Source organism: Novosphingobium rhizosphaerae (assembly GCF_050920675.1).
Taxonomy (GTDB): Bacteria; Pseudomonadota; Alphaproteobacteria; order Sphingomonadales; family Sphingomonadaceae; genus Novosphingobium; species Novosphingobium rhizosphaerae.
In genome coordinates this window covers 1,060,458-1,083,119 of the sequence record NZ_CP137861.1, presented here as the reverse complement: position 1 = coordinate 1,083,119, position 22,662 = coordinate 1,060,458, and the positions used below count along the sequence as shown (strand labels likewise).

Here is a 22,662-nt window from a genome sequence, read left to right as displayed (position 1 = left end):
AAATGCCTTCTCGGCGGCCATCAAGCCCAGCAAAGCCCCCGGTTTTGCAGGGTTTTGCCGAACAATGCGAATTTAACCGAAGCCAAAATCCCAACACAGGATGCCTAGCGCCACGTTAACCCATCGCACCCAAGCCACCGATTCGGTCTTATCGCGCTACCCGGTGACGATGCGATAGGGCACGTGATCGCGCTGCGCCGGATCGACCGCGATGGCCCGGTCGCTGGGCGGAAAGGCGCGCTGGTCGCAGGTGTCGCGCGGGCAGGTGCGGCACGAGGCGCCGATGCGCGTCACCGCTTCCTCGCTGGCCAGATTCAGGCCATCGGCATAGACGAACTCGCTGGCCAGCGCCGCCTCGCACCCGAGCGCCACGGCATAGCGGCGCGACGGGCGGTAGTACGATCCCGATGGCTTCACCAGGCCCTTGGCGATCGAGACATAACGCACGCCATCGGGCATTTCGGCGAGTTGCACATGGATACGGTCGGGAATGGCCACCGCCTCGTGTACGATCCACAAGGGGCAGGCCCCGCCATAGCGGCCGAATTGCAGGCGCGTGGCCGAATGGCGCTTGGTCACGTTGCCGGCCATGTCCACTCGGCAGAAGAACACCGGAATGCCCCGCGCCTGCGGGCGTTGCAGCGTGGAAAGGCGGTGGCAGGCCTGCTCGAAACTGGTGTGGAACGGCTGGCGCAGCCGGTCCACATCGTGGCGCAGCGCGCGCGCTGCCTGGGCAAAGGCAGTATAGGGCATGGTCAGCGCGCCGGCGGCATAGTTGCCCAGGCCCACTGCCAGCAAATGCCGCGCCGCTTCGCTGCGCAAGGGGGCCTCGGCCACGATCTGGGCAATGGCATCGGCCAGCGCCATCGCGCAGACCTGATAGGCCAGCTGGAACCGGCTGGATTCGAGCGGCTGGGTGGAATCGAGCGTCAGGACCCGCGCGCGCCTGTCATAACGCCGCACCGGCCCGCCGCCGCGCCACACCACGGCCACCCCCTCGCCCGCCAGCCAGGCCTGCATCTGGGCGATGTCGGGCGAAGGTTCCCCTTGCCCGATCCGCGCTGCCAGCTCCTCTGCCGCGCGATCGAGCACGTCGACATAGTTGTTGGCGTGGTGGAACCAGTCGCGCACTTCCTCCCATGGCAGGCGGCCGCCCGCCGCCAGGCTGGCGCCGATGGTCTCGTCCATCATGTCCAGCCGCTGGCGAGTCTGGGTGTAAAGCCCGTGCAGTTGCACCACCTGGCGCGCCAGGTCGGGAAACTGGCGGGCCAGGCGCTCCACCTGCTCGCCCGGCGGGCTGGCCGAAAGATGCGGATCGGCCAGCGCACCACGCAGCGCCTCGGCCAGGTCGTCGGCCGCTGGCGGGGCCAGGTCGGCCCAGTCCACCGGGAACGTGGCCATCAGCGTGTCGGTCAGTGCCGGGGTCAGCGGCCGCTCGTCGTTTTCCAGTTGCGAGAGATAGCTGGCGCTGATGCCCAACAGCGTGGCCATGTCGGCCTGGCGCAAGGCACGGCGCTGGCGCAGCGCGCGCAAAGGAGTGCCGGCAAAGAGGGGGCGGCGTGCCATGATGGCCATCGGCTATCACGCGGCCCCGTGTTTGCAAAGTAGGGCTTTGCAACTTTGCAGATTAACATTGGACAGCGCCCCCGCCCTGCGGCATCGCGGGATCAATTCTGCAAACTTGCAAAGCGAGAGGTGCCCCTTGTCAGCCAACATTGCCGAGATGGAACGCCGCCGCGCCGCCGCGCGCCTGGGTGGGGGCCAGCGCCGGATCGATGCGCAGCATGCCAAGGGCAAGCTGACCGCGCGCGAGCGGCTCGACGTGCTGCTGGACGAGGACAGCTTCGAAGAGATCGACGCCTATGTCGAACACAACTGCGTCGATTTCGGCATGGCCGAAAACCGCATTCCCGGCGATGGCGTGATCACCGGATCGGGCACGATCAATGGCCGCCTGGTCTTCGTGTTTTCCCAGGATTTCACCGTGTTCGGCGGCGCCGTGTCCGAACGCCACGCGATGAAGATCTGCAAGATCATGGACATGGCGCTCAAAGTGGGCGCCCCGGTGATCGGCCTGAATGATTCAGGCGGCGCGCGCATCCAGGAGGGCGTCGCTTCGCTGGGCGGCTATGCCGAGATTTTCCAGCGCAACGTGCTCGCCTCGGGCGTGGTGCCGCAACTGTCGCTGATCATGGGGCCTTGCGCAGGCGGCGCGGTCTATTCCCCGGCTATGACCGACTTCATCTTCATGGTGAAGGATTCCAGCTACATGTTCGTCACCGGCCCCGATGTGGTCAAGACGGTAACCAACGAGATCGTCACCCAGGAAGAGCTGGGCGGCGCGGTGACGCACTCGACCAAGACCTCGGTGGCCGATCTCGCGCTGGAAAACGATATCGAGGCACTGCTGACGGCGCGCGAATTCTTCGACTACCTGCCGCTCACCAACCGCACCGGCGTGCCCGAGCGGCCCACGTCCGACCCGTGGGACCGCCTCGACGAAAGCCTCGACACGCTGATCCCGGCGTCGGCCGCGCAGCCCTATGACATGCACGAAGTCATCGCCAAAGTGGTGGACGAAGGCGAGTTCTTCGAAATCCAGCCTGGCCACGCCGCCAACATCCTCTGCGGCTTCGGCCGGATCGAAGGCCGCACCGTGGGCGTGGTGGCCAACCAGCCGCTGGTGCTGGCCGGCGTGCTCGACATCAACTCGTCCAAGAAGGCCGCGCGCTTCGTGCGGTTCTGCGACGCGTTCGACATTCCGATCATCACCTTCGTCGATGTGCCCGGCTTCCTGCCCGGCACCGCGCAAGAGCACAATGGCATCATCAAGCACGGCGCCAAGCTGCTGTTCGCCTATGGCGAGGCGACCGTGCCCAAGATCACCGTGATCACGCGCAAGGCCTATGGCGGCGCGTATGACGTGATGGCCTCCAAGCATTTGCGCGGTGACTTCAACTATGCCTGGCCCACCGCGGAAATCGCGGTGATGGGCGCGAAGGGCGCGGTGGAGATCATCTTCCGGGGCCTGGGCACAGAGGAAATCGCCGCCAAGACCAAGGAATACGAAGACCGCTTTGCCAACCCCTTCGTGGCGGCGGCCAAGGGCTTTGTCGACGAGGTGATCCACCCCCACTCCACGCGGCGGCGCATCGCGCTGGGCCTGCGCAAGCTGCGCGGCAAGGCCCTCGAGAACCCGTGGAAGAAGCACGACAACATCCCGCTCTAACGAAGGCAGGCAAACCCATGAAACTGGGTCGTTTGAACCATGTCGGCGTGGCCGTGCCCTCGATGGGGGACGCCATCGCTTATTACCGCGACGTGATGGGTGCGAGCCTGATCACCGCGCCGTTCGACATGCCCGAGCAGGGCGTGAAAGTGGCGTTCGTCAACACGCCGGGCGCAGATGGGACCGCCGGCACCCAGATCGAACTGATCGAGCCGCTCGGCGAAACCAGCCCGATCGCCGGCTTCCTGGCCAAGAACCCGGCCGGCGGTCAGCATCACCTCTGCTATGAAGTGGCAGACATCGAGGCCGCGCGCGATTGGTTCACCGCCCAGGGCAAGCGCATCCTTGGCCCCACCCGCATCGGCGCGCACGGCACGCCGATCTTCTTCCTGCACCCCAAGGACATGCTGGGCCAGCTGACCGAAATCATGGAGACACCCCGTGGGGACCATTAAGGACTGGGAAGCCCTCGCCGCCAAGGAAGTGAAGGGCAAGGACCTCACCTGGCACACGCCCGAAGGCATCGCGGTCAAGCCGCTCTACACCGCCGACGACGTGACGACCGATCCGGGCCTGCCCGGCTTCGCCCCGTTCACGCGCGGCGTGCGCGCCAGCATGTATGCCGGCCGCCCCTGGACGATCCGGCAATATGCCGGCTTCTCCACCGCCGAGGAATCCAACGCCTTCTATCGCCGCAACCTGGCCGCCGGGCAAAAGGGCCTGTCGGTCGCCTTCGACCTTGCCACCCATCGCGGCTATGACAGCGATCACCCGCGCGTGGTGGGCGACGTGGGCAAGGCCGGCGTCGCCATCGACAGCGTCGAGGACATGAAGATCCTGTTCGACGGCATCCCGCTCGACCAGATGTCGGTCTCGATGACGATGAACGGCGCGGTGATCCCGATCCTGGCGTTCTTCATCGTCGCGGGCGAGGAACAGGGCGTTGCCACCCATCTGCTGGACGGAACCATTCAGAACGACATTCTGAAGGAGTTCATGGTCCGCAACACCTATATCTATCCGCCCGAGCCCTCGATGCGGATCATCTCCGACATCTTCGCCTTCACCTCGGCGCGGATGCCCAAGTTCAATTCGATCTCGATTTCCGGCTATCACATGCAGGAAGCCGGGGCCACGCAAGTGCAGGAACTGGCCTTCACCATTGCCGATGGCATGGAATATGTGAAGTACGGCGTCGCCTCTGGCCTCGACATCGACAAGTTCGCCGGTCGCCTGTCGTTCTTCTTCGCCATCGGCATGAACTTTTTCATGGAAGTGGCCAAGCTGCGCGCCGCGCGCGTGCTGTGGCACCGCGCCATGACGCAGCTGGGCGCCCAGGACGAACGCAGCAAGATGCTGCGCACCCACTGCCAGACTTCGGGCGTCTCGCTGCAAGAGCAGGACCCCTACAACAACGTCATCCGCACCACGATCGAGGCAATGGCCGCGATGCTGGGCGGCACGCAGTCGCTCCACACCAATGCCCTGGATGAAGCGATCGCCCTGCCGACCGACTTTTCCGCGCGCATCGCCCGCAACACCCAGATCGTGATCCAGGAAGAAACGGGCATGTGCAACGTGGTCGATCCGCTGGGCGGGTCGTACTACATCGAGGCACTCACCCAGCAGCTGGTCGACCAGGCCTGGGCCATCATCGAACGCGTCGAAGCCGAAGGCGGCATGGCCAAGGCCGTCGCCGCCGGCTGGCCCAAGGCGATGATCGAGGAAGCCGCCGCCGCGCGCCAGGCTCGTGTCGACAAGGGCGAAGATGTGATCGTGGGCGTCAACAAGTATCGCTTGGGCCAGGAAGACCGCATCGAAACGCTGGAAGTGGACAACCACGCCGTGCGCGCGGGCCAGATTGCCCGCCTCGCCAAAGTCCGCGCAACACGCGACGAAGCCGCCTGCCAGGCCGCGCTCAAGGCGCTGACCGAAGCGGCAAGCGCGGGCAGCAAGCCCGATCTGTCCACCAACCTCCTCGCCCTGGCGGTCGAAGCCGCACGCCACCGCGCCACGCTGGGCGAGATTTCCGATGCGATGGAGGCCGTGTTCGGCCGCCACGGCACCACCCCCACCCCGGTCAAGGGCATCTATGGCGCGGCCTATGCGGCCGACGCGCGCTATGCCCAGGTGATCGAGGGTGTCGAAGCCGTCACCCGCCGCCTGGGCCGCAAGCCGCGCCTGCTGGTGGCCAAGATGGGCCAGGATGGCCACGATCGCGGCGCCAATGTCATCGCCTCGGCATTCGGTGACATGGGTTTCGACGTAACCAGCGGCCCCTTGTTCCAGACGCCGCAAGAAACCTGCGTGCTGGCGCTGGCCAGCGATGTCGACGCCATCGGCGCGTCCTCGCTCGCCGCCGGGCACAAGACGCTGATCCCCGAACTGATCCAGCGCCTGCGCGAGGCCGGACGGGGCGATATCAAGGTGGTGGCCGGCGGGGTGATCCCGCCGCAAGACTATGACTTCCTGCGCGAGGCGGGAGTCCAGGGCATCTATGGCCCCGGCTCCAACGTGGTGGAATGCGCGGCCGATATGCTGCGCCTGCTGGGCCACAACATGCCGCCGCTGGGCGAATGACGGGACGGGAGAGCACGATGTTCAAGAAAATCCTCATCGCCAACCGTGGCGAGATTGCCTGCCGCGTCATCAAGACGGCGCGCCGCATGGGCATAGCCACCGTGGCGGTCTATTCCGATGCCGATGCCCGCGCGCCGTTCGTGCAGATGGCCGACGAAGCCGTGCACATCGGCCCGGCCCCGGCCGCGCAATCCTACCTGATTCCGGAAAAGATCATCGCCGCGTGCAAGGCCACCGGCGCCGATGCCGTCCATCCCGGCTATGGCTTCCTCTCGGAACGCACGAGCTTTGCCGAGGCGCTGGCCGCCGAGAACATCGCGTTCATCGGCCCGCCCGTGGGCGCGATTGCCGCCATGGGCGACAAGATCGAATCCAAGAAGCTGGCCAAGGCCGCCGGAGTCAACGTCGTGCCCGGCTATGTCGGTGAGATCGACGATACCGACCATGCGGTGCGCATCGCGGCCGAAATCGGCTATCCGGTGATGATGAAGGCCTCGGCCGGCGGCGGCGGCAAGGGCATGCGCCTCGCCTTCTCCGAACAGGACGTGCGCGAAGGCTTTGAAAGCGTGAAGCGCGAGGGGCTCAATTCCTTCGGTGACGATCGCGTGTTCATCGAAAAGTTCATCGAGAATCCGCGCCACATCGAAATCCAGATCCTGGGCGACCAGCACGGCAACATCCTCTACCTCAACGAGCGCGAATGCTCGATCCAGCGCCGCCATCAAAAGGTGGTGGAAGAAGCGCCCTCCCCCTTCGTTACGCCCGAAATGCGCAAGGCGATGGGCGAACAGTGCGTCGCCCTGGCGCGCGCGGTGGGCTATTATTCGGCCGGCACGGTGGAACTGATCGTCTCGGGCGCGGACAAGAGCGGCCAGTCGTTCTACTTCCTGGAAATGAACACCCGCCTTCAGGTGGAACACCCGGTGACCGAAGCGATCACCGGCATCGACCTGGTCGAACAGATGATCCGCGTGGCCGCCGGGGAAAAGCTGGCAATGACCCAGGACGATATCGGCATCCATGGCTGGGCCATCGAGAACCGCGTCTATGCCGAAGATCCCTATCGCGGCTTCCTGCCCTCCACCGGGCGCCTGGTGCGCTATCGCCCGCCGCTGGCCGGCTGGACCGACGATGGCCAGGGCAATGCCCGGCGCGGCGTGGACGGCGTGCGCGTGGACGACGGCGTCTATGAAGGCGGCGAAGTCTCGATGTTCTACGATCCGATGATCACCAAGCTGGTGACCTGGGGCGAAACGCGCGACGAAGCCGCCGACCGCCAGGTCGCCGCGCTCGATGCGTTCGAGATCGAGGGCCTGGGCCACAACATCGATTTCCTCAGCGCGATCATGCAGCACCCGCGCTTCCGCTCGGGCGAGCTGACCACCGGCTTCATTGCCGAAGAATATCCCGAGGGCTTCCACGGCGCCCCCGCCGATGCCGATCTGCAACGCGCGCTGGCCGGCATTGCCGCGTTCCTGGCGACCGCGCGCGCCGACCGTGCGCGCCGGGTGGATGGCCAGTTGGGCAAGCGCCTGCGCCCGCCCTCGGAATGGTCGGTCACCCTGGCAGGGCAGACGTTCGCCGTGGCGCTTTCCGGCGACGAAGTGACCGTCGACGGCACCCCACTCGACTTGGCGATGGAATATACCCCCGGCGATGTGCTGGTGGAGGCCGAAGTCGACGGCGACGTAGTGGGCGTGAAGGTCAAGCCCACGCGCAGTGGCTTCCAACTGACCACGCGCGGTGCGATCCACAAGGTGCAAGTGCTACCCGCGCGCCTGGCGCCCTATACCACGCACATGATCGAAAAAGTGCCGCCCGATCTCTCGCGCTTCCTGATCTGCCCGATGCCCGGCCTGCTGGTGGCGCTGCACGTGGCAGAGGGTGACAAGGTGGAAGCCGGCCAGCCGCTCGCCGTGGTCGAAGCGATGAAGATGGAGAACATCCTCCGCGCGGAAAAGAGTGGCACGGTCAAGGCAGTGCGCGCCAAGGCGGGTGAAAGCCTTGCGGTGGATGCCATCATTCTCGAGATGGCGTGAAGCGGCCTCGCAGGAACGCTAGTTGACGTTTACGTAAGCGTGAATTAACACGGCCGCCAAATCGATGGGAAAGGCATGAGTGCGATGAAAGCCCTGGTCTGCGTGAAGCGGGTGATCGACTACAACGTGAAGCCGCGGGTGAAGGCGGATGGGACGGGTGTCGAGCTGGCGAACGTGAAGATGAGTATGAACCCGTTCGACGAGATCGCGGTGGAAGAAGCGATTCGCCTGAAGGAAAAGGGCGTTGTTTCGGAAGTGGTTGCGGTGTCGGTGGGCCCGGCGAAGGCGGCCGACACGCTGCGCACGGCGCTGGCGATGGGCGCGGACCGGGCGATCCTGGTGCAGTCCGACGAAGACGTGGAGCCGCTGGGCGTGGCCAAGATCGTGGCGGCTATTGCCGGCGAGGAACAGCCCGGCCTGATCATCACCGGCAAGCAGGCAATCGACGACGATTCGAACCAGGTGGGCCAGATGGTCGCCGCGCTGCTCGGCCGGCCGCAGGGCACGTTTGCCAATGAAGTTTCGGTCGAAGGCGATCAGCTGATCGTCAAGCGCGAGATCGACGGCGGGCTGGAAACGGTCAAGCTGGCGCTGCCCGCGGTGGTGACCACCGACCTGCGTTTGAACGAGCCGCGCTATGCCTCGCTGCCCAACATCATGAAGGCCAAGTCCAAGCCGCTCGCCACCAAGACCGCCGCCGACCTGGGCGTGGACGTGGCGCCGCGCCTCAAGACGCTGAAAGTGGCCGAGCCGCCGGTGCGCGCGGCGGGCGTGAAAGTGGCCGATGTCGATGCGCTGGTGGCCAAGCTCAAGGAACTGGGAGTCGCGTGATGGGTAAGGTTCTTCTCTGGGTCGAGCACGATGGCGCCGCGATCAAGGACGCGACGCTGAGCGCGGTGACCGCCGCAGCCCAGCTTGGCGACGTGGTGGCGCTGGTGGCGGGCGAAGGCGTCGATGCCGTGGCCGCTGCGGCGGGGCAGATCGCCGGCGTTTCTGCCGTGCTCAAGGCCGATGACGCGGCCTATGCCCATGCCCTGGCCGAGAACGTCGCGCCGCTCGTGGCCGCCCTGATGGCCGATTACGACGCCTTCGTGGCGCCGGCCACCACCACCGGCAAGAACGTCGCGCCGCGCGTCGCCGCGCTGCTCGACGTGGCGCAGGTCTCGGACATTCTTTCCGTGGAAGGGCCCAAGACCTTCACCCGGCCGATCTATGCCGGCAATGCCATCGCCACGGTCGAATCGGGCGATGCCAAGCTGGTGATCACCGTGCGCAGCACCGCCTTTGCCAAGGCGGACGTGACCGGTGGCAGCGCCGCTGTCGAAGCGGTGAGCGGCGCGGGCGACGCTGGCCTGTCCAGCTTCGTCGGTTCGGAAATCGCCAAGAGCGAGCGCCCGGAACTGACCAGCGCCAAGGTCATCGTCTCGGGTGGCCGCGCGCTCAAGGACGCGGAAACCTTTGCCGCGACGATCACGCCCTTGGCCGACAAGCTGGGCGCCGCGATCGGCGCCAGCCGCGCGGCGGTGGACGCGGGCTATGTGCCCAACGATTACCAGGTGGGCCAGACCGGCAAGATCGTGGCGCCGCAAGTCTATGTCGCGGTGGGCATTTCCGGCGCGATCCAGCACCTGGCGGGGATGAAGGACTCCAAGACCATCATCGCCATCAACAAGGACGAAGACGCCCCGATCTTCCAGGTGGCCGACGTGGGCCTGGTCGCCGACCTGTTCACCGCCGTGCCGGAACTGGTGGGGAAGTTGTGAGGGCTGCCTGGCGCTAGGCTTCGCACCACCCCCAACCCCCTCCTCTGAAGAGGAGGGGGCTTTTGCTTGATACTCCCCATCCTCTTTAGAGGAGGGGGTCGGGGGGTGGTGGAAGCCTAAAGCAACCCTCACAAAACCAGCGTGAAACACTGGCTGAAATCATCCACCACGTAATCGGCAAACGCCGCGCAGGGCTCAAAGCCATGCGCGCGATAGAGCGCCAGGGCCGGTTCGAACGCCGGCCCGCGCCCGGTTTCCAGGCTCACCCGTGCCATGCCGCGCGCCCGCGCCTGGGCCAGCAGGTGCCGCAGCATCGCCTTGCCCACGCCCCGGCCCAGCCATTCAGGCGCCACCCGCATCGATTTCAACTCGCCATGATCGGGCGCCAGCACTTTGAGCGCGCCCATCCCCGCCAGATCGCCACCCACCCAGGCCGAATAGAACGTCACGCCCGGCGCGCGCAGCTTGTCGAGCGGCAGCGCGTGGACCTTGTCGGCCGGCGAATGGGCATGCATCCCGCCCAGATGCAGCGCCACCAGCGCCTGGATCGCCGCGCCGCTCAAGTCATCCTCGCGTATCGTCACATCAAGCATAGCGCACTCCATCTGGCCAAACCGGTTGCATCTGCTATCGCCGCCAGCATGACCCAGTCCACCCCTTCTTCGCCCCGCTGGAGCCTGGCCATCCATGGTGGCGCCGGCGCCATGTCTCCCGAATTCATGGATGCCGCCATGGCCGCCGAATACGAAGCTGCCCTGGCCCAGGCGCTGGAAGCGGGCGCCGCGGTGCTGCGCGAGGGTGGCAGCGCGCTCGATGCGGTGAGCGCGGCGGTCTGCGCGCTGGAAGACGATCCCCATTTCAACGCCGGGCGCGGCGCGGTGTTCACTTATCACGAAACCAACGAACTGGACGCGGCGATCATGGATGGGCGCACCCGTGCCGCCGGTTCGGTCTGTGCCGTCACCCGCACGCGCAACCCGGTGCGCCTGGCGCGCACGGTGATGGAGCAAGGCCCGCACGTGTTCCTGGCCGGCAGCGGGGCCGAGGAATTCGCCCGCGACCACGGCATGGAGGAAGTGGACCCAAGCTGGTTCGCCACCGAGGAACGCCGGAGCCAGCTGCACGAATTCAAGGCCCGCAAGGACGGCTGGTTCGACGCCGACCTCAAATTCGGCACGGTGGGCGCCGTGGCATGCGATGCGCAGGGTAATCTTGCCGCAGCCACCTCCACCGGCGGCCTCACCGGCAAGCGCTGGAACCGCATCGGCGATTCGCCGGTCATCGGCGCAGGCACCTATGCCGACAACCGCGCCTGCGCGGTTTCGTGCACCGGTACGGGCGAGGTGTTCATCCGCGTGGGCGTGGCCCACGAAATCGCCGCGCGCGTGCGCCTGGCCGGGGAAAGCGTGGCAGTGGCCACCCGCGCCGTGCTGGGCGAAGTGGGCGAACTGGGTGGCGTGGGCGGCATCATCGCCGTCGATGCCCAGGGCAACCTGACCCATGCGTTCAACACCAACGGGCTCTATCGCGGCTTTGCCGACCACACCGGCCGCGCCGACGTGGCCATTTTCAAGGACGCCTAAACCCCTGCGATCAAAGCCAGATTCGCCACCAGGATCAGCACAAACAACAGCCAGCCCACCGCCAGCATGGGCAGCGGCGCGACGAACGGCCCCATCACCGTGCGGTTGCCGGCAAAGCGCAGCAGCGGCCAGATGGCAAAGGGCAATTGCAGCGACAGCACCACTTGCGTCGCCACCAGCAATTGCCCCACAGCCCCCTGGCCCAGCCACAGCACCCCGGCCAGCGCCGGCACGATGGCCAGCGCGCGGGTCAGCACGCGGCGCTGCCAGCACGGAATCTTGAGGTTCAGGAACCCTTCCAGCACCACCTGGCCCGCCACGGTGCCGGTGAACGTGGCGCTTTGCCCCGCCGCCAGGAGCGCCAGGCCGAACAGCAGCGGCGCCAGGCCCGCCCCGGTGATCGGCGCCAGCAGCCGCCAGGCGTCCTCGATACTGGCCACGTCGCGATGCCCGTGGCCGTGAAAGGCCTCTGCCGCCAGGACCAGGATCGCCACGTTGACCAATGTGGCCAGCAGCAGCGACACCACCGTGTCTGCGCTGCCCAGGCGCAGCGCGCGGCGCGTGCCGGCAGGGCTGCGGTCGCCCAGGCGCGTGAGCACCACGCTGGAATGCAGGTAGAGATTGTGCGGCATCACCGTGGCGCCCAGGATGCCGATCGCCAGCACCAGCGCGCCGGGCTGGGCCAGCCGGGCCAGATCGGGCACCGCACCGGCCGCCACGGCTGCGCCATCCACTCCAACGATCATGAGTTGCACGCCAAAGCACAGCGTGATCGTGGCGATCAGGCCCAGCACGATCGCTTCCAACTGGCGGAAACCATGCCCTTTGAGACCCAGCACGATCAGCGTGTCGAGCCCGGTGAGCAGCACCCCGGCCCAGAGCGGCACATGCAGCAGCAAGTGCAGCGCCAGCGCCGCGCCCAGCACTTCGGCAATGTCGGTGGCGACGATCGCCAGTTCGGCGAGGAGCCACAGCACACGGCAGGCAGCGGGCGAATAGTGCGCCCGCGCCAGCTGGGCCAGATCCTGCCCACTGGCCAGCCCGACCCGCATGGCCAGGCTCTGCAACACGATCGCCGCCAGCCCGCAGGCCAGCACCACGAACAACAAGCCGTGGCCGAATTGCGAACCGGCGGCAATGTCGGTGGCCCAGTTGCCCGGGTCCATATAGCCCACGGCCACCAGCAGGCCCGGGCCTGCGGCCTGCCACGCCACCTTCCACCACGGCCCGTTGGCAGCAACAGCAACGGTGCCGCGCACTTCGGACGGGCAAAACGGCGCGGTGGCGGTGGTGGGCAGCGAAAAACGGGCAGCAAGCGACATGGCCACAAGGCTTACTCGCTATGGCCAAAGAATAAACCCCGCCCGATGGGGGCGGGGTTATCCGGTTGTTACTTCGCCGCGGCCGGGGCCGCAGCGGGTGCCGCGCCCAGGCTCAGCTTGCCGCCCTGGCTGTTGAGATAGGCGATCACGTCGGCGCGGTCCTGCGCGCTGGACAGCCCGGCAAAGGTCATCTTGGTGCCCTGGGCAAACTTGGCCGGGGCCGTCAGCCACTGGTCCAGCGTGGCCTGGTCCCACGTGCCCTTGTGCGCTTTCAGCGCATCGGAGAAGGCAAAGCCGCCGCGCCCTTCGGCAATGGCATCGCCGGCCACGCCATAGAGGTTGGGGCCAATGCCGTTGGCGCCGCCCTGCGCCACGGTGTGGCAGGCCTGGCACTTGGCAAAGACCTTTTCGCCCTTGGCCGCATCACCCACCAGGGCCACGGGCGTTGCTGCGCCATCGGCCGGGGCCGCGCCGGCCGCCGGCACCGCTTCGGGCGCGGGCAGCGGCAGGTTGGAACCCTTGGAATTGAGATAGAGAATCACGTTGGCGCGATCCATCGGATCGGCGAGGCCGGCAAACGACATCTTGGTACCGTCGGCAAACTTCTTGGGATTGGTGAGCCATTCATCAAGGCTCGCGAAATCCCACTTGCCCGCCTTGGACTTGAGCGAATCGGAAAAGGCAAAGCCACCGCGCCCTTCGGCCCGGGCATCGCCCACCACGCCCCACAAATTGGGGCCAATGCCATTGGCCGCGCCCTGGTCGATGGTGTGGCAGGCCTTGCACTTGGCAAAGATCGCCTCGCCCTTGGCGGCATCGGCCTTGGCGAGGCGATTGGCGATCGGCTCTACCGCAGCGGCACCGCCAGCCCCGCCTTCAGGTTCCACCCCAGCGATAGCATATCCCATCTTTTCAGGACGTTCATGCTTGTCGGCAAGGAAGTAATGGGCGGACAACGTTGAAAGGCCCAGAGCCACGATACCGCCAAACAAGGTCCATCCCGCGATCGTATTGAAACGGTCGTCCATTCCCAGCCCCATTTATCGCACGCATTTTCCGGCCCGCTGCCGGTACGCACCTTTTGCAGGGGGGATAATCAGCCCCCCGGCCCGGCGCAAGTGCGATTAGAGCCGCACGTGAAACCCCGTCTCTGATCCAGAACAAATTTTGCCCATGGGAAAGCGGCATTCTGCCCTGATTCGCCTTGCCCAGCAGGCAAATTTGCGCCTAACGGCAGCCCCCATGCAGAGTTTTCCCGAACCCGCCCGCCTGCTTGTCGATCGCATGAGTGCCGCCGCTGCGGCCGATCCGGCACGCGCGGTGGCGTTTCAGGGCGCGCCGGGGGCCAATTCGCACCGCGCCGCGATCGAAGCGATGCCCGATGGCCTGCCGCTGCCGTGCTTTTCGTTCGAAGACGCACTGGATGCAGTGAAGGATGGCCGCGCCGGCCAGGCGATCATCCCGATCGAAAATTCGCAGCATGGCCGCGTGGCCGACATTCATTTCCTGCTGCCCGAAAGCGGCTTGTCCATCGTGGGCGAGCATTTCCTCGACATCCACCACTGCCTGATGGCGCGCGCCGATGCCGGCACGATCCGCGCCGCCTACAGCCACCCGCAGGCCTTGGGCCAATCGCGCTTCTACTTGCGCGAGCGCGGCATCGTGCCGATGGCCTATGCCGATACCGCCGGCGCCGCCGCGCTGGTGGCGGAAAGCCAAGAGGCCGGGATTGCCGCCATCGCCCCGCGCATCGCGGCCGAGCTTTATGGGCTGGATCTTCTGGCCGAGAACATCGAGGACGCGCACGACAACACCACGCGCTTCGTGCTGCTGTCGAAAACCGCGCGCGATCCCGCCACGCTCACCGGTGCTGCGATGACCACCTTCGTGTTCGAAGTGCGCAACATCCCGGCCGCGCTGTACAAGGCGCTGGGCGGCTTTGCCACCAACGGCGTCAACATGACCAAGCTGGAAAGCTACCAGAAGGGCGCCAGCTTTGCCGCAACGATGTTCTTTGCCGATATCGTCGGGGCGCCTGGCGATCCGGCGGTGGATCGTGCGCTGGAAGAACTGGCCTATTTTGCCAAGGACTTGCGCATTCTGGGCTCCTATCCGCTGGAACGCGCCCGGGGGTAAGGCCCGCCCGATACCGTAACGGCGCAATCAGCGCTTGCGGCGCACAGGCGGGCGTGCAACCAACCGTTGCGTGAGCAATGTTGCAGCGGCCGCCCGGGCCGTGTCCGCCACCGCCCAAGCCCCCGCCGCATCGGCGCAGGCTGATGCTGCCCGTGCCGAGCACGCCTGGCAGACAGTGCGCGGCATGGGCGATATCCAGTTCACCCCGGTGCCGCCACCCCCACCAGAAGTGCCCTATGTGCCGCCCCACTGGCTGCAGGTGGCTATCGATGCCTTGGCCAAGGTGCTCCTCTGGATCAACGAGCACGTTTTCATGCCGCTGGGCTTGGGCCTGGCCAAAAGCGGGCAGGTGATCCTGGTGCTGATCCTGGTCGTGGGCGCCGTGGCGCTGGCCTGGCTGGCCTGGGGTGTGCTGGCCCCATGGCGGCAGGCACGTGGCACGCGCGCAGGCACCGCGACACCGGAATGGGCACCCGCGCCGCAGACCGCGCTCGCCCTGCTCGAAGATGCCGATGCCCTGGCCGCGCAGGGCCGCTTTGCCGAAGCCGTGCACCTGCTCCTGCAGCGCAGCGTGGCCGATATTGCCGCCGCCCGGCCCGATTGGCTGGCGCCATCGAGCACGGCGCGCGAAATCGCGGCGATCGATGCCCTGCCCTCTGCCGCGGCCCACGCCTTTGCCACGATGGCCGACGAAGTGGAGCGCGCGCGCTATGCCCTGCGCATGCCGGGCGAGGGCGAATGGCTGCGTGCGCGCGGCGCCTATGCCGCCTTTGCGCTCCAGCCGCTTGGGGCCGCGGCATGAGCGCCGTCACCTCGCCCTCTTCTCTCGCCAGCGGACAACCTTTTGCGCGCGGCGCGGTGCTGGCGCTGCTGGTGGTGGGCGCCGGGCTGTTCATCGGCCTGCTGTGGTTCCTCGGCCATGTCGGCCCGCCGGCCAACAACGGTGGCGGCCATGGCGCCGGGCGCGGGCTCAACGGCTATGCCGCGCTGGCGGCCATGGCGGAAGCCGATGGTTTCACCGTGGCGCGTACCCGCACCCAGGCCGCGATGGAGCAGCCTGGCGTGCTGGTGCTCACCCCCCTGCCCGACACCGATGGCAAGACCATCGCCAGCATCGTGGACAAGCGGCGCCACATTGGCCCCACCGTGGTCATCGCACCCAAGTGGCAGGCCGGCCCCTTGGAGAAGAAGTTGGACAAGCCGCGCGGATGGACGCGGCTGACCGGCTTTGCGCTGCCGAATTGGCCCGGTTTCGCCGACGATGTGCGAGTCACGCTCAACCAGGGCAAAGGCTATCGCGCCCATGGCTGGCGCACGGCCGACGGGCGACACGGCCCGCTGCCCGACGATGAAAAGGTGGTTTCGGGCACCGGCCAGGCGCTGGTGCCACTGGTCACCACCGGCGATGGGCAAGTGCTTGCCGCCTATCGTGACGACAACGGCCGTTACCCCGCGCTCGATGCCTTGGCCGACGTGGAAACACCGACCGTCCTGGCTGCGGGCGATGACGACGATGGCGAGGCGCTGGCCGATGGACCGGACATGGAGCGCCAGCCGCTGGTCCTGGTGTTCGAGCCCGACCTGTTCGACAATTACGGCCTCGCCAACCGCCAGACCGCGGTTCTCGCGCTCGATGTGCTGCGCGCCGCATCGGCCAATGCAGGCAGCCAGCAGGTCACGTTCGACTTGTCGCTTGCGGGGCTGGGCGGCCGGCCCAACCTGCTCACCCTGGCGTTCGAACCGCCGTTCCTGGCTGCCACGGTAGGCCTGATCCTGGCGCTGCTGGCGGTGGGCTGGCGCGCATTCTGCCGGTTCGGCCCGCCGCGCGTGGGCCTGGCGGCGATTCCGCCGGGCAAGACCACGCTGGTGGTCAACAGTGCCGGCCTGATTCGCCGCGCCGGGCGGCTGCACCTGGTCAGCGGGCCCTATGCCGATGCCCTGCGCGAGCGGCTGGCGACGCGGCTGGGCCTGCGGCGCGGCGCCCCGGCCGAGCAGACCGACGCGCTGATCGATGCCCATCTGGCGCGCGTGAACCCCGATTCGATGCCGTTTTCCCATGCCATTGCGCAACTGGCCGCCGCACGCCGCCCGCACGATGCCGTGCGTGCGGCTGCTGCCCTGCATGCCCTAGAAAAGGATCTTGCGTGACCGACACCGCCTCCCCATCCGGCGCTCTCAGTCTTGATGAAGTGCGCGCGCTGGCCGATGCGATTCGCGCCCAGGTGGCCAAGGCCGTGGTCGGCCAGGACAGCGTGGTCGATCACCTGCTGGTGGCGCTGCTGGCCGGCGGGCATGTCCTGCTCGAAGGGCCGCCGGGCACGGCCAAGACGCTGGTGGCGCAAAGTTTCGCCACGGCCGTCGGCCTCGATTTCGGGCGCATCCAGTTCACTCCCGATCTGATGCCGGGCGATATCCTGGGATCGAACTTGTTCAATTTCCAGACGAGCCAGTTCACCCTCACGCGCGGGCCGATCTTTCACGACATCATCCTGGCCGACGAGATCAACCGCACCCCGCCCAAGACCCAGGCCGCCCTGCTCGAAGCGATGCAGGAACGCCGCGTAACGCTCGACGGCGCGGTTCACGCACTGCCGCCGCATTTCATGGTGGTCGCCACGCAGAATCCGATCGAAAGCCAGGGCGTCTATCCCCTGCCCGAGGCGCAGCTCGATCGCTTCCTGTTCAAGCTGCTGGTGGATTACCCCTCGCCAGAGGAGGAAGCGCGGATCGTGCGGCGCTATGGCGAAGGCAAGGCCGGGCAACACCCCACGCAGATGGGCGTGGCCGCCGTGGCCGACGCGCGCGAAGTGGCCGCCGCCCAGGCCGGCCTGCGGGCCGTGACGCTGGCAGAGCCGCTGGTGGATTATATCGTCGCGCTGGTGCGCGCCACGCGCGACAATGGCGATCTGATCGCCGGCGCCAGCCCCCGCGCGGCGGTGCTGCTGGCCGGCGCCGCGCGGGCGCAGGCCGCCCTGGCCGGGCGCGACTATGTCATTCCCGACGATATCAAGGGTCTGGCCACGGCGGTGCTGCGCCACCGCATGGTCCTCAGTCCTGCGGCCGAGATCGAGGGCCGCCAGGCCGAAGCCATCGTCGCCGATCTGGTGCAGCGCACCCCCGCGCCGCGCTGATCGGCCGCGACCCCGCCCTGATGCCCCGCCTGCGCGTTCCCTGGCCTGTCTCCTGGCCCACGCTCGCCGTCTATCCCACGGCGCGCGCAGTGCTGCTGCTGGCGCTGACCGCGCCGGCCGGGCTGTTGCTGGCCAGCCTGGCACCGCAAGCCTGGATCGTCGCCCCGGCCGCAGGCGCCGCGCTGCTCGCGCTGGTCCTGCTCGATGCGCTGATAGCTGGCCCCTTGCGCGATCTGCATCTGGCCATGGCCGAAGATGCCGAAGTGGGCCAACCGGTGCGCCTTGCGCTCACGGCGGCGCTGTCGGGCGCCCGCGCCACGCCGATGGCGGCGCTGGCCTGCGATCCGCGCCTGGCCGATGGCGGGCGCGCCACGCTCCCGCTGGCACTTGACGATCAGGGCCGCTGGCACGGCGATATGGCCTTGCTGCCCACGCGGCGGGGCACGGCGCGGCTCGAAACCCTCTGGCTGCGCTGGACCGGACCGGTTGGCCTGGGCCATCGCCAGGTGCGCCGCCCGCTTGCCCATACCTTGCGCGTCTGGCCCGATATCACCCCGGTGCGCAGCCCGGCGTTGCAGATCTTCCTGCGCGATGCGGCGTTCGGCCTGGTCGCGCGGCGCATTCGCGGCGAAGGGACCGAGTTCGAGGCGCTGGCCGATTACGAACCGGGCATGGACCGCCGTCGCATCGACTGGAAAAGCTCGGCCCGCCACGGCCGCCTCTATGCCAAGGAATACGAGACCGAGCGCAACAACCAGATCGTCTTCGCGTTCGATTGCGGGCAGGCCATGGCCGAGCCGTTGGCCGGCTTGCCCCGGCTGGACCGCGCGATCACCGCTGCGCTCACCACTGCCTGGGTGGCGCTCAAGGCGCAGGATCGCGTTGCGGTCTACGGCTTTGCCGCAAGGCCCCTGGGCCTTTCGCCCTTCGTGACCGCCCCGCGCGATTTTGCCCGCCTGCAACGCAGCGCCGCCGGGTTCGACTATCATGGCGAGGAACCCAATTTCACGTTCGCCATGGCCACATTGGCCACGCGGCTGCAGCGCCGCTCGCTGGTGGTGGTCTTTTCCGATTTCACCGATCCCACCAGCGCCGAACTGATGATCGAAAGCCTGGGCCGCCTGATGGAACGCCACCGCGTGCTGTTCGTGGTCATGGCCGATGCGGAATTGACCGCGCTGGCCACGGGAGCCCCGGACGATCTCGATGCCATGGCCCGCACCGTCACGGCCACGGCTCTGCAACGCCAGCGCATGCTGGTGCTGCAACGCCTGCGCCAGATGGGCGTGCGTGTGGTGGAGGCAGCCTACGACCAGATCGGCACGCGGCTGATCGATGCCTATCTGGGCGTGAAACGCGAAGGGAGCCTGGGATGATCGCGCGCTGGTTTGGCAAGAACGCCAGTCAGGACGCGGCGGTAGAGGCCGCCGCGCTGCGCTCCGACCGGTTTCGCCAGGCGCGCGAGGGCGATTGGCAGCGGCTGGAAACCATCGTGACGCGAATCGAGGGTGGGCGGCTGCGCAAGCTTTCGGATGAAGACTTGCTGGCCCTGCCCGCGCTTTATCGTACGGCCATATCCAGCCTGGCGATCGCGCGCGAAACCTCGCTCGACGCTGCGCTGATCGCCTATCTCGAAGGGCTGGCACGGCGCGCGTGGTTTGCCGTCTATGGCCCGCGCGAAGGCCTGGGTGCCTGGCTGAAACGCTTTTTCCTGGGCGGGTGGAGCGCGGCGGTGCGTGGTCTGGGGGTGGACCTGCTCATCGCGCTGGCCATGATGGTCCTGGGCACGGTGGTCGGCTGGCTGCTGGTTTCAGGCAATCCCGACTGGTATTACAGTCTGATGGGCAGCGACGACGTGCGCGTGCCCGGTGCCAGCCGCGAAGCGCTGCTACACACCCTGTTCGGCCAGCAAGACCAGACCGGCCTGTCGATGTTTGCCGCGTTCCTGTTCAGCAACAATGCCCAGGTCTCGCTGTTCGCCTTTGCCCTGGGCTTTGCCTTCGGCCTGCCTTCGATCCTGCTGCTGATCCACAATACGGCGGGGCTTGGTGCGCTGCTGTGGCTCTATCACGGCCAGGGGCTGACGCTGGAGCTGGTCGGCTGGCTGTCGATCCACGGCACGACCGAACTGTTCGCGATCCTGCTGGCGGGCGGGGCCGGCATCCACATCGGCCGCGCTATGGCCTTTCCCGGCGATGCCCCGGTGCTGGTTGCCGCGGCCGCTGCCGGCCGGCGCGCGGCGCAAGTGATGGTGGGCGTTGTGCTGATGCTGATCTGCGCCGCCGTGCTCGAAGGGTTTGGCCGGCAACTGGTGGATTCCACCGCCGTGCGCCTCGCCATCGGCGGCACCATGCTGGCGCTGTGGCTGGCCTATTTCTTTGCCTGGCGCCCGGCGCGCGGGCAGGCGGCGGCCTGATGGCGCTGCTTCGCCGCCGCCGCGCGCTACTCCGCCCCGGGCCAGACCGGCGCCAGCGCCAGGTGATCACGCCCGAAGGCGTGCCGTTGCCTTTCACCATTGGTGCGCGCGGTGCCCGTGCTGCAGCGTTGATTATCGATTACGTGCTGATCGTGGCGGCGATGGCGGGGCTGACCTATCTGGTCGCGTCCCTGGCCAATGCCGTCCATATCAAGGCCGATGAAAGAAACCCGGTTGGCCAGGCGCTGGTGGTCATCTGGATCGTCATCATGTTCCTGTTCCGCCACATCTGGTTCCTCTATTTCGAGCTGGGCCCACGCGGCGCCACGCCAGGCAAACGCGTCGTGGGCTTGCGCGTGGCCGCGCGCGATGGTGGCCGGTTGACGACCGAGGCGGTGGTGGCGCGCAATTTCCTGCGCGACATTGAATTGACCCTGCCGATGATCTTCATCAGCACGACTCTGGCCATGGGCGAAGACGCCAGCTTTGCCGGCTGGGCAGGAGCAGCCTGGTTCCTGATTTTCGTGCTGTTCCCGTTCTGCAACCGCGACGCCCTGCGCGCGGGCGATGTGGTGGCCGGCACCTGGGTGGTGGAAGCCGGGCGTGACCGGCTCAAGGCCGCGCTCTCCACCGGCGCGGGCGCGCAAGGGCACAGCACCCTGACGCAGACCCGCTATGAATTCGGCGAGGCGGAACTGTCGGTCTATGGCGAATACGAGTTGCAAGTGCTCGAACGCGTGCTGCGCGACAACAATGCCGAGGCCATGGCCGATGTGGCCCAGGCGATCTGCACCAAGATCGGCTGGACCAACGGCCGGGGCGACGAGCGCGCGTTCCTGGAAGCCTATTACACCCAGCTGCGTGCCCGGCTGGAACGCGGCATGCGCTTTGGCCGGCGCAAGGCCGACAAGCATTCTTAAAAGATGGCATTCGCGAGGGGGCTGCACAGCGCCCCTCTCCATGGCCACGTCACCCCGGACTTGATCCGGGGTCCCGCTTGTTCTGGACGTCACGCGCTACTTTCAAAAGAACAGCGGGACCCCGGGTCAAGCCCGGGGTGACGCCATTCTCTAGCATTGTGTGATTCACGCCGCCGAAGCGTTGACACCCATGCTGGTAAGGTAGCGCTTGATGTTGCGCGCAGCCTGGCGCAGGCGCTGCTCGTTTTCGACCATGGCGATACGGACAAAGCCTTCGCCGTCCTCGCCATAGCCCACGCCCGGTGCCACGGCGACTTCGGCCTGGGTCAGCAATTGCTTGGAAAATTCCAGGCTGCCCATGTGCTTGAGCGCGGGCGGCAGCGGCGCCCAGGCAAACATCGAGGCCTTGGGGCTGGGAATGTCCCACCCGGCGCGACCAAAGGCTTCGACCATCACGTCGCGGCGCTTCTGGTAGAGCTTGCGGTTCTGTTCGACGATGTCCTGCGGGCCGTTGAGCGCAGCGCAGGCCGCTGCCTGGATCGGCGTGAACGCGCCATAATCGAGGTAGGATTTGACGCGGGTGAGCGCGGCGATCAGGCGCTTGTTGCCCACGGCAAAGCCCACGCGCCAGCCGGCCATGGAAAAGGTCTTGGACATCGAGGTGAATTCCACCGCCACGTCCTTGGCACCGGGCACTTCCAGGATGGAGCGGGTGGGCTGGCCGTCGAAGTACAGCTCGGAATAGGCGAGGTCCGACAGGATCCAGACCTTGTTTTCCTTGGCCCAGGCCACCAGCCGCTCGTAGAACGCCAGGTCCACGGTTTCGGCGGTGGGGTTCGACGGATAGTTGACGATCAGGATCGACGGGCGCGGCACGGTAAAGGCCATCGCGCGGTCGAGCGATTCCCAATAGCGTTCATCGGGCGTGGTCGGCACCGAGCGGATCGTGGCTCCGGCGATGATGAAGCCGAAGGTGTGGATCGGGTATGACGGGTTGGGCGCCAGCACCACGTCACCAGGCGCGGTGATCGCGGTGGCCAGGCTCGCCAGGCCTTCCTTCGAACCCATGGTCATGACCACTTCGGTTTCCGGGTCCAGCTCCACGTTGAAGCGGGTGGCATAGTAATTGGCCTGGGCCTTGCGGATGCCGGGAATGCCCTTCGACGCGGAATAGCCATGGGCCGAAGGCTTCTGCGCCACTTCGCACAGCTTTTCGATCACGTGGGCGGGCGGGGGCAGATCGGGATTGCCCATGCCCAGGTCGATGATGTCCCGGCCGCTGGCGCGGGCTGCGGCCCGCATCGCATTCACTTCGGCGATGACGTAGGGCGGCAGGCGCTTGATGCGGTAGAACTCTTCTTCCACGGTCGTGACTCGAATGCTTGCCGGCTGGATTGCCGGGATCGCCCCCTTACGCCAATCGATCCGCTTCGCCAATCGTGGGCTGCATCTGCCCCGCACCCGGCGCGCATCACGCGCATTCGGACGCGAAGCGGCTTGCCCCTGGCACGGCCGCGCGCGATAGACGATGTGGGTTGGCTCG

General features: G+C 67.1%; 19 protein-coding genes. 14 read left to right on the top strand and 5 right to left on the bottom strand.

Annotated elements, in window-relative coordinates:
• Positions 1 to 156: 156 nt before the first annotated feature.
• Positions 157 to 1,566: a helix-turn-helix domain-containing protein gene (locus R9J51_RS04955; RefSeq protein ID WP_169475542.1), complete on the bottom strand. Its 1,410-nt coding sequence runs from the start codon at positions 1,564 to 1,566 to the stop codon at positions 157 to 159.
• A 136-nt stretch (positions 1,567 to 1,702) separates the two neighbouring features.
• On the opposite strand from R9J51_RS04955, the gene R9J51_RS04950 reads away from it, so the two are divergent.
• From R9J51_RS04950 to R9J51_RS04925, 6 genes are all read left to right on the top strand, one after another.
• Positions 1,703 to 3,229, top strand: coding sequence for an acyl-CoA carboxylase subunit beta (locus tag R9J51_RS04950; protein WP_169475543.1), 1,527 nt, complete (start codon positions 1,703 to 1,705; stop codon positions 3,227 to 3,229).
• A 17-nt stretch (positions 3,230 to 3,246) separates the two neighbouring features.
• Complete coding sequence (gene mce, locus R9J51_RS04945) at positions 3,247 to 3,684, top strand: methylmalonyl-CoA epimerase (protein WP_179506019.1); 438 nt, start codon at positions 3,247 to 3,249, stop codon at positions 3,682 to 3,684.
• Entirely contained in the window at positions 3,671 to 5,809 is a 2,139-nt protein-coding gene (gene scpA, locus R9J51_RS04940; RefSeq protein WP_179506018.1) for a methylmalonyl-CoA mutase, read from the top strand. Before mce ends, scpA begins: the two co-directional genes overlap by 14 nt.
• Before the next feature lie 17 nt (positions 5,810 to 5,826).
• Positions 5,827 to 7,848 carry an acetyl-CoA carboxylase biotin carboxylase subunit gene (locus R9J51_RS04935; RefSeq protein WP_179506017.1) on the top strand — a complete coding sequence of 674 codons (2,022 nt, stop codon included), beginning with the start codon at positions 5,827 to 5,829 and terminating at the stop codon, positions 7,846 to 7,848.
• An 84-nt stretch (positions 7,849 to 7,932) separates the two neighbouring features.
• On the top strand, positions 7,933 to 8,679 hold the full coding sequence (locus R9J51_RS04930; protein ID WP_168556115.1) for an electron transfer flavoprotein subunit beta/FixA family protein: 747 nt from the start codon (positions 7,933 to 7,935) through the stop codon (positions 8,677 to 8,679).
• Positions 8,679 to 9,611, top strand: coding sequence for an FAD-binding protein (locus tag R9J51_RS04925; RefSeq protein WP_179506016.1), 933 nt, complete (start codon positions 8,679 to 8,681; stop codon positions 9,609 to 9,611). The genes R9J51_RS04930 and R9J51_RS04925 overlap by 1 nt, the downstream gene beginning before the upstream one ends.
• Positions 9,612 to 9,739: 128 nt before the next feature.
• On the opposite strand, the gene R9J51_RS04920 is transcribed toward R9J51_RS04925, so the two are convergent.
• Positions 9,740 to 10,204: a GNAT family N-acetyltransferase gene (locus tag R9J51_RS04920; protein WP_218843538.1), complete on the bottom strand. Its 465-nt coding sequence runs from the start codon at positions 10,202 to 10,204 to the stop codon at positions 9,740 to 9,742.
• 48 nt (positions 10,205 to 10,252) lie between these two features.
• Here R9J51_RS04920 and R9J51_RS04915 point away from each other — a divergent pair, with 48 nt between their 5' ends.
• A complete protein-coding gene (locus R9J51_RS04915; protein ID WP_179506014.1) occupies positions 10,253 to 11,194 on the top strand; it encodes an isoaspartyl peptidase/L-asparaginase in 942 nt (313 codons plus the stop codon).
• On the opposite strand, the gene R9J51_RS04910 is transcribed toward R9J51_RS04915, so the two are convergent.
• The gene (locus R9J51_RS04910) at positions 11,191 to 12,516 is read right to left on the bottom strand and encodes an Nramp family divalent metal transporter (RefSeq protein ID WP_179506013.1); all 1,326 of its coding nucleotides are present in this window, start codon (positions 12,514 to 12,516) and stop codon (positions 11,191 to 11,193) included. The genes R9J51_RS04915 and R9J51_RS04910 overlap by 4 nt on opposite strands.
• Positions 12,517 to 12,584: 68 nt before the next feature.
• On the bottom strand, positions 12,585 to 13,544 hold the full coding sequence (locus R9J51_RS04905) for a c-type cytochrome (RefSeq protein ID WP_179506012.1): 960 nt from the start codon (positions 13,542 to 13,544) through the stop codon (positions 12,585 to 12,587).
• A 214-nt stretch (positions 13,545 to 13,758) separates the two neighbouring features.
• Between R9J51_RS04905 and R9J51_RS04900 the strand changes: the two genes are divergently transcribed.
• The 7 genes from R9J51_RS04900 to R9J51_RS04870 all read left to right on the top strand — a co-directional run bounded on the left by R9J51_RS04900 (position 13,759) and on the right by R9J51_RS04870 (position 21,119).
• Positions 13,759 to 14,652, top strand: a complete 894-nt coding sequence (locus R9J51_RS04900; protein ID WP_169475550.1) for a prephenate dehydratase — start codon at positions 13,759 to 13,761, stop codon at positions 14,650 to 14,652.
• A gap of 70 nt (positions 14,653 to 14,722) precedes the next feature.
• Complete coding sequence (locus tag R9J51_RS04895) at positions 14,723 to 15,454, top strand: hypothetical protein (protein WP_432787854.1); 732 nt, start codon at positions 14,723 to 14,725, stop codon at positions 15,452 to 15,454.
• Positions 15,451 to 16,800 carry a DUF4350 domain-containing protein gene (locus R9J51_RS04890; RefSeq protein ID WP_179506011.1) on the top strand — a complete coding sequence of 450 codons (1,350 nt, stop codon included), beginning with the start codon at positions 15,451 to 15,453 and terminating at the stop codon, positions 16,798 to 16,800. The genes R9J51_RS04895 and R9J51_RS04890 overlap by 4 nt, the downstream gene beginning before the upstream one ends.
• Positions 16,797 to 17,783 (top strand): AAA family ATPase, encoded by a 987-nt coding sequence (locus R9J51_RS04885; protein WP_168555959.1) that lies wholly within the window; start codon positions 16,797 to 16,799, stop codon positions 17,781 to 17,783. Before R9J51_RS04890 ends, R9J51_RS04885 begins: the two co-directional genes overlap by 4 nt.
• Positions 17,784 to 17,803: 20 nt before the next feature.
• Positions 17,804 to 19,159: a DUF58 domain-containing protein gene (locus R9J51_RS04880; protein WP_179506010.1), complete on the top strand. Its 1,356-nt coding sequence runs from the start codon at positions 17,804 to 17,806 to the stop codon at positions 19,157 to 19,159.
• Positions 19,156 to 20,199 carry a stage II sporulation protein M gene (locus tag R9J51_RS04875; protein WP_179506009.1) on the top strand — a complete coding sequence of 348 codons (1,044 nt, stop codon included), beginning with the start codon at positions 19,156 to 19,158 and terminating at the stop codon, positions 20,197 to 20,199. The genes R9J51_RS04880 and R9J51_RS04875 overlap by 4 nt, the downstream gene beginning before the upstream one ends.
• Positions 20,199 to 21,119, top strand: coding sequence for an RDD family protein (locus R9J51_RS04870; RefSeq protein ID WP_179506008.1), 921 nt, complete (start codon positions 20,199 to 20,201; stop codon positions 21,117 to 21,119). The genes R9J51_RS04875 and R9J51_RS04870 overlap by 1 nt, the downstream gene beginning before the upstream one ends.
• A 165-nt stretch (positions 21,120 to 21,284) precedes the next feature.
• Here the strand turns inward: R9J51_RS04870 and R9J51_RS04865 are convergent, their stop codons facing one another.
• Entirely contained in the window at positions 21,285 to 22,484 is a 1,200-nt protein-coding gene (locus tag R9J51_RS04865; protein WP_168556112.1) for an LL-diaminopimelate aminotransferase, read from the bottom strand.
• Positions 22,485 to 22,662 lie beyond the last annotated feature (178 nt).

Bases quoted from the DNA above. Each gene is read 5' to 3' on its own strand.
- R9J51_RS04890 (WP_179506011.1), top strand. From the start codon at position 15,451: ATGAGCGCCGTCACCTCGCCCTCTTCTCTCGCCAGCGGACAACCTTTT.
- R9J51_RS04875 (WP_179506009.1), top strand. From the start codon at position 19,156: ATGATCGCGCGCTGGTTTGGCAAGAACGCCAGTCAGGACGCGGCGGTA.
- R9J51_RS04880 (WP_179506010.1), top strand. From the start codon at position 17,804: ATGCCCCGCCTGCGCGTTCCCTGGCCTGTCTCCTGGCCCACGCTCGCC.
- R9J51_RS04925 (WP_179506016.1), top strand. From the start codon at position 8,679: ATGGGTAAGGTTCTTCTCTGGGTCGAGCACGATGGCGCCGCGATCAAG.
- R9J51_RS04930 (WP_168556115.1), top strand. From the start codon at position 7,933: ATGAAAGCCCTGGTCTGCGTGAAGCGGGTGATCGACTACAACGTGAAG.
- R9J51_RS04905 (WP_179506012.1), bottom strand. From the start codon at position 13,544: ATGGACGACCGTTTCAATACGATCGCGGGATGGACCTTGTTTGGCGGT.
- R9J51_RS04910 (WP_179506013.1), bottom strand. From the start codon at position 12,516: ATGTCGCTTGCTGCCCGTTTTTCGCTGCCCACCACCGCCACCGCGCCG.
- R9J51_RS04870 (WP_179506008.1), top strand. From the start codon at position 20,199: ATGGCGCTGCTTCGCCGCCGCCGCGCGCTACTCCGCCCCGGGCCAGAC.
- mce (WP_179506019.1), top strand. From the start codon at position 3,247: ATGAAACTGGGTCGTTTGAACCATGTCGGCGTGGCCGTGCCCTCGATG.
- R9J51_RS04955 (WP_169475542.1), bottom strand. From the start codon at position 1,566: ATGGCACGCCGCCCCCTCTTTGCCGGCACTCCTTTGCGCGCGCTGCGC.
- R9J51_RS04900 (WP_169475550.1), top strand. From the start codon at position 13,759: ATGCAGAGTTTTCCCGAACCCGCCCGCCTGCTTGTCGATCGCATGAGT.
- R9J51_RS04935 (WP_179506017.1), top strand. From the start codon at position 5,827: ATGTTCAAGAAAATCCTCATCGCCAACCGTGGCGAGATTGCCTGCCGC.
- R9J51_RS04920 (WP_218843538.1), bottom strand. From the start codon at position 10,204: ATGCTTGATGTGACGATACGCGAGGATGACTTGAGCGGCGCGGCGATC.
- R9J51_RS04915 (WP_179506014.1), top strand. From the start codon at position 10,253: ATGACCCAGTCCACCCCTTCTTCGCCCCGCTGGAGCCTGGCCATCCAT.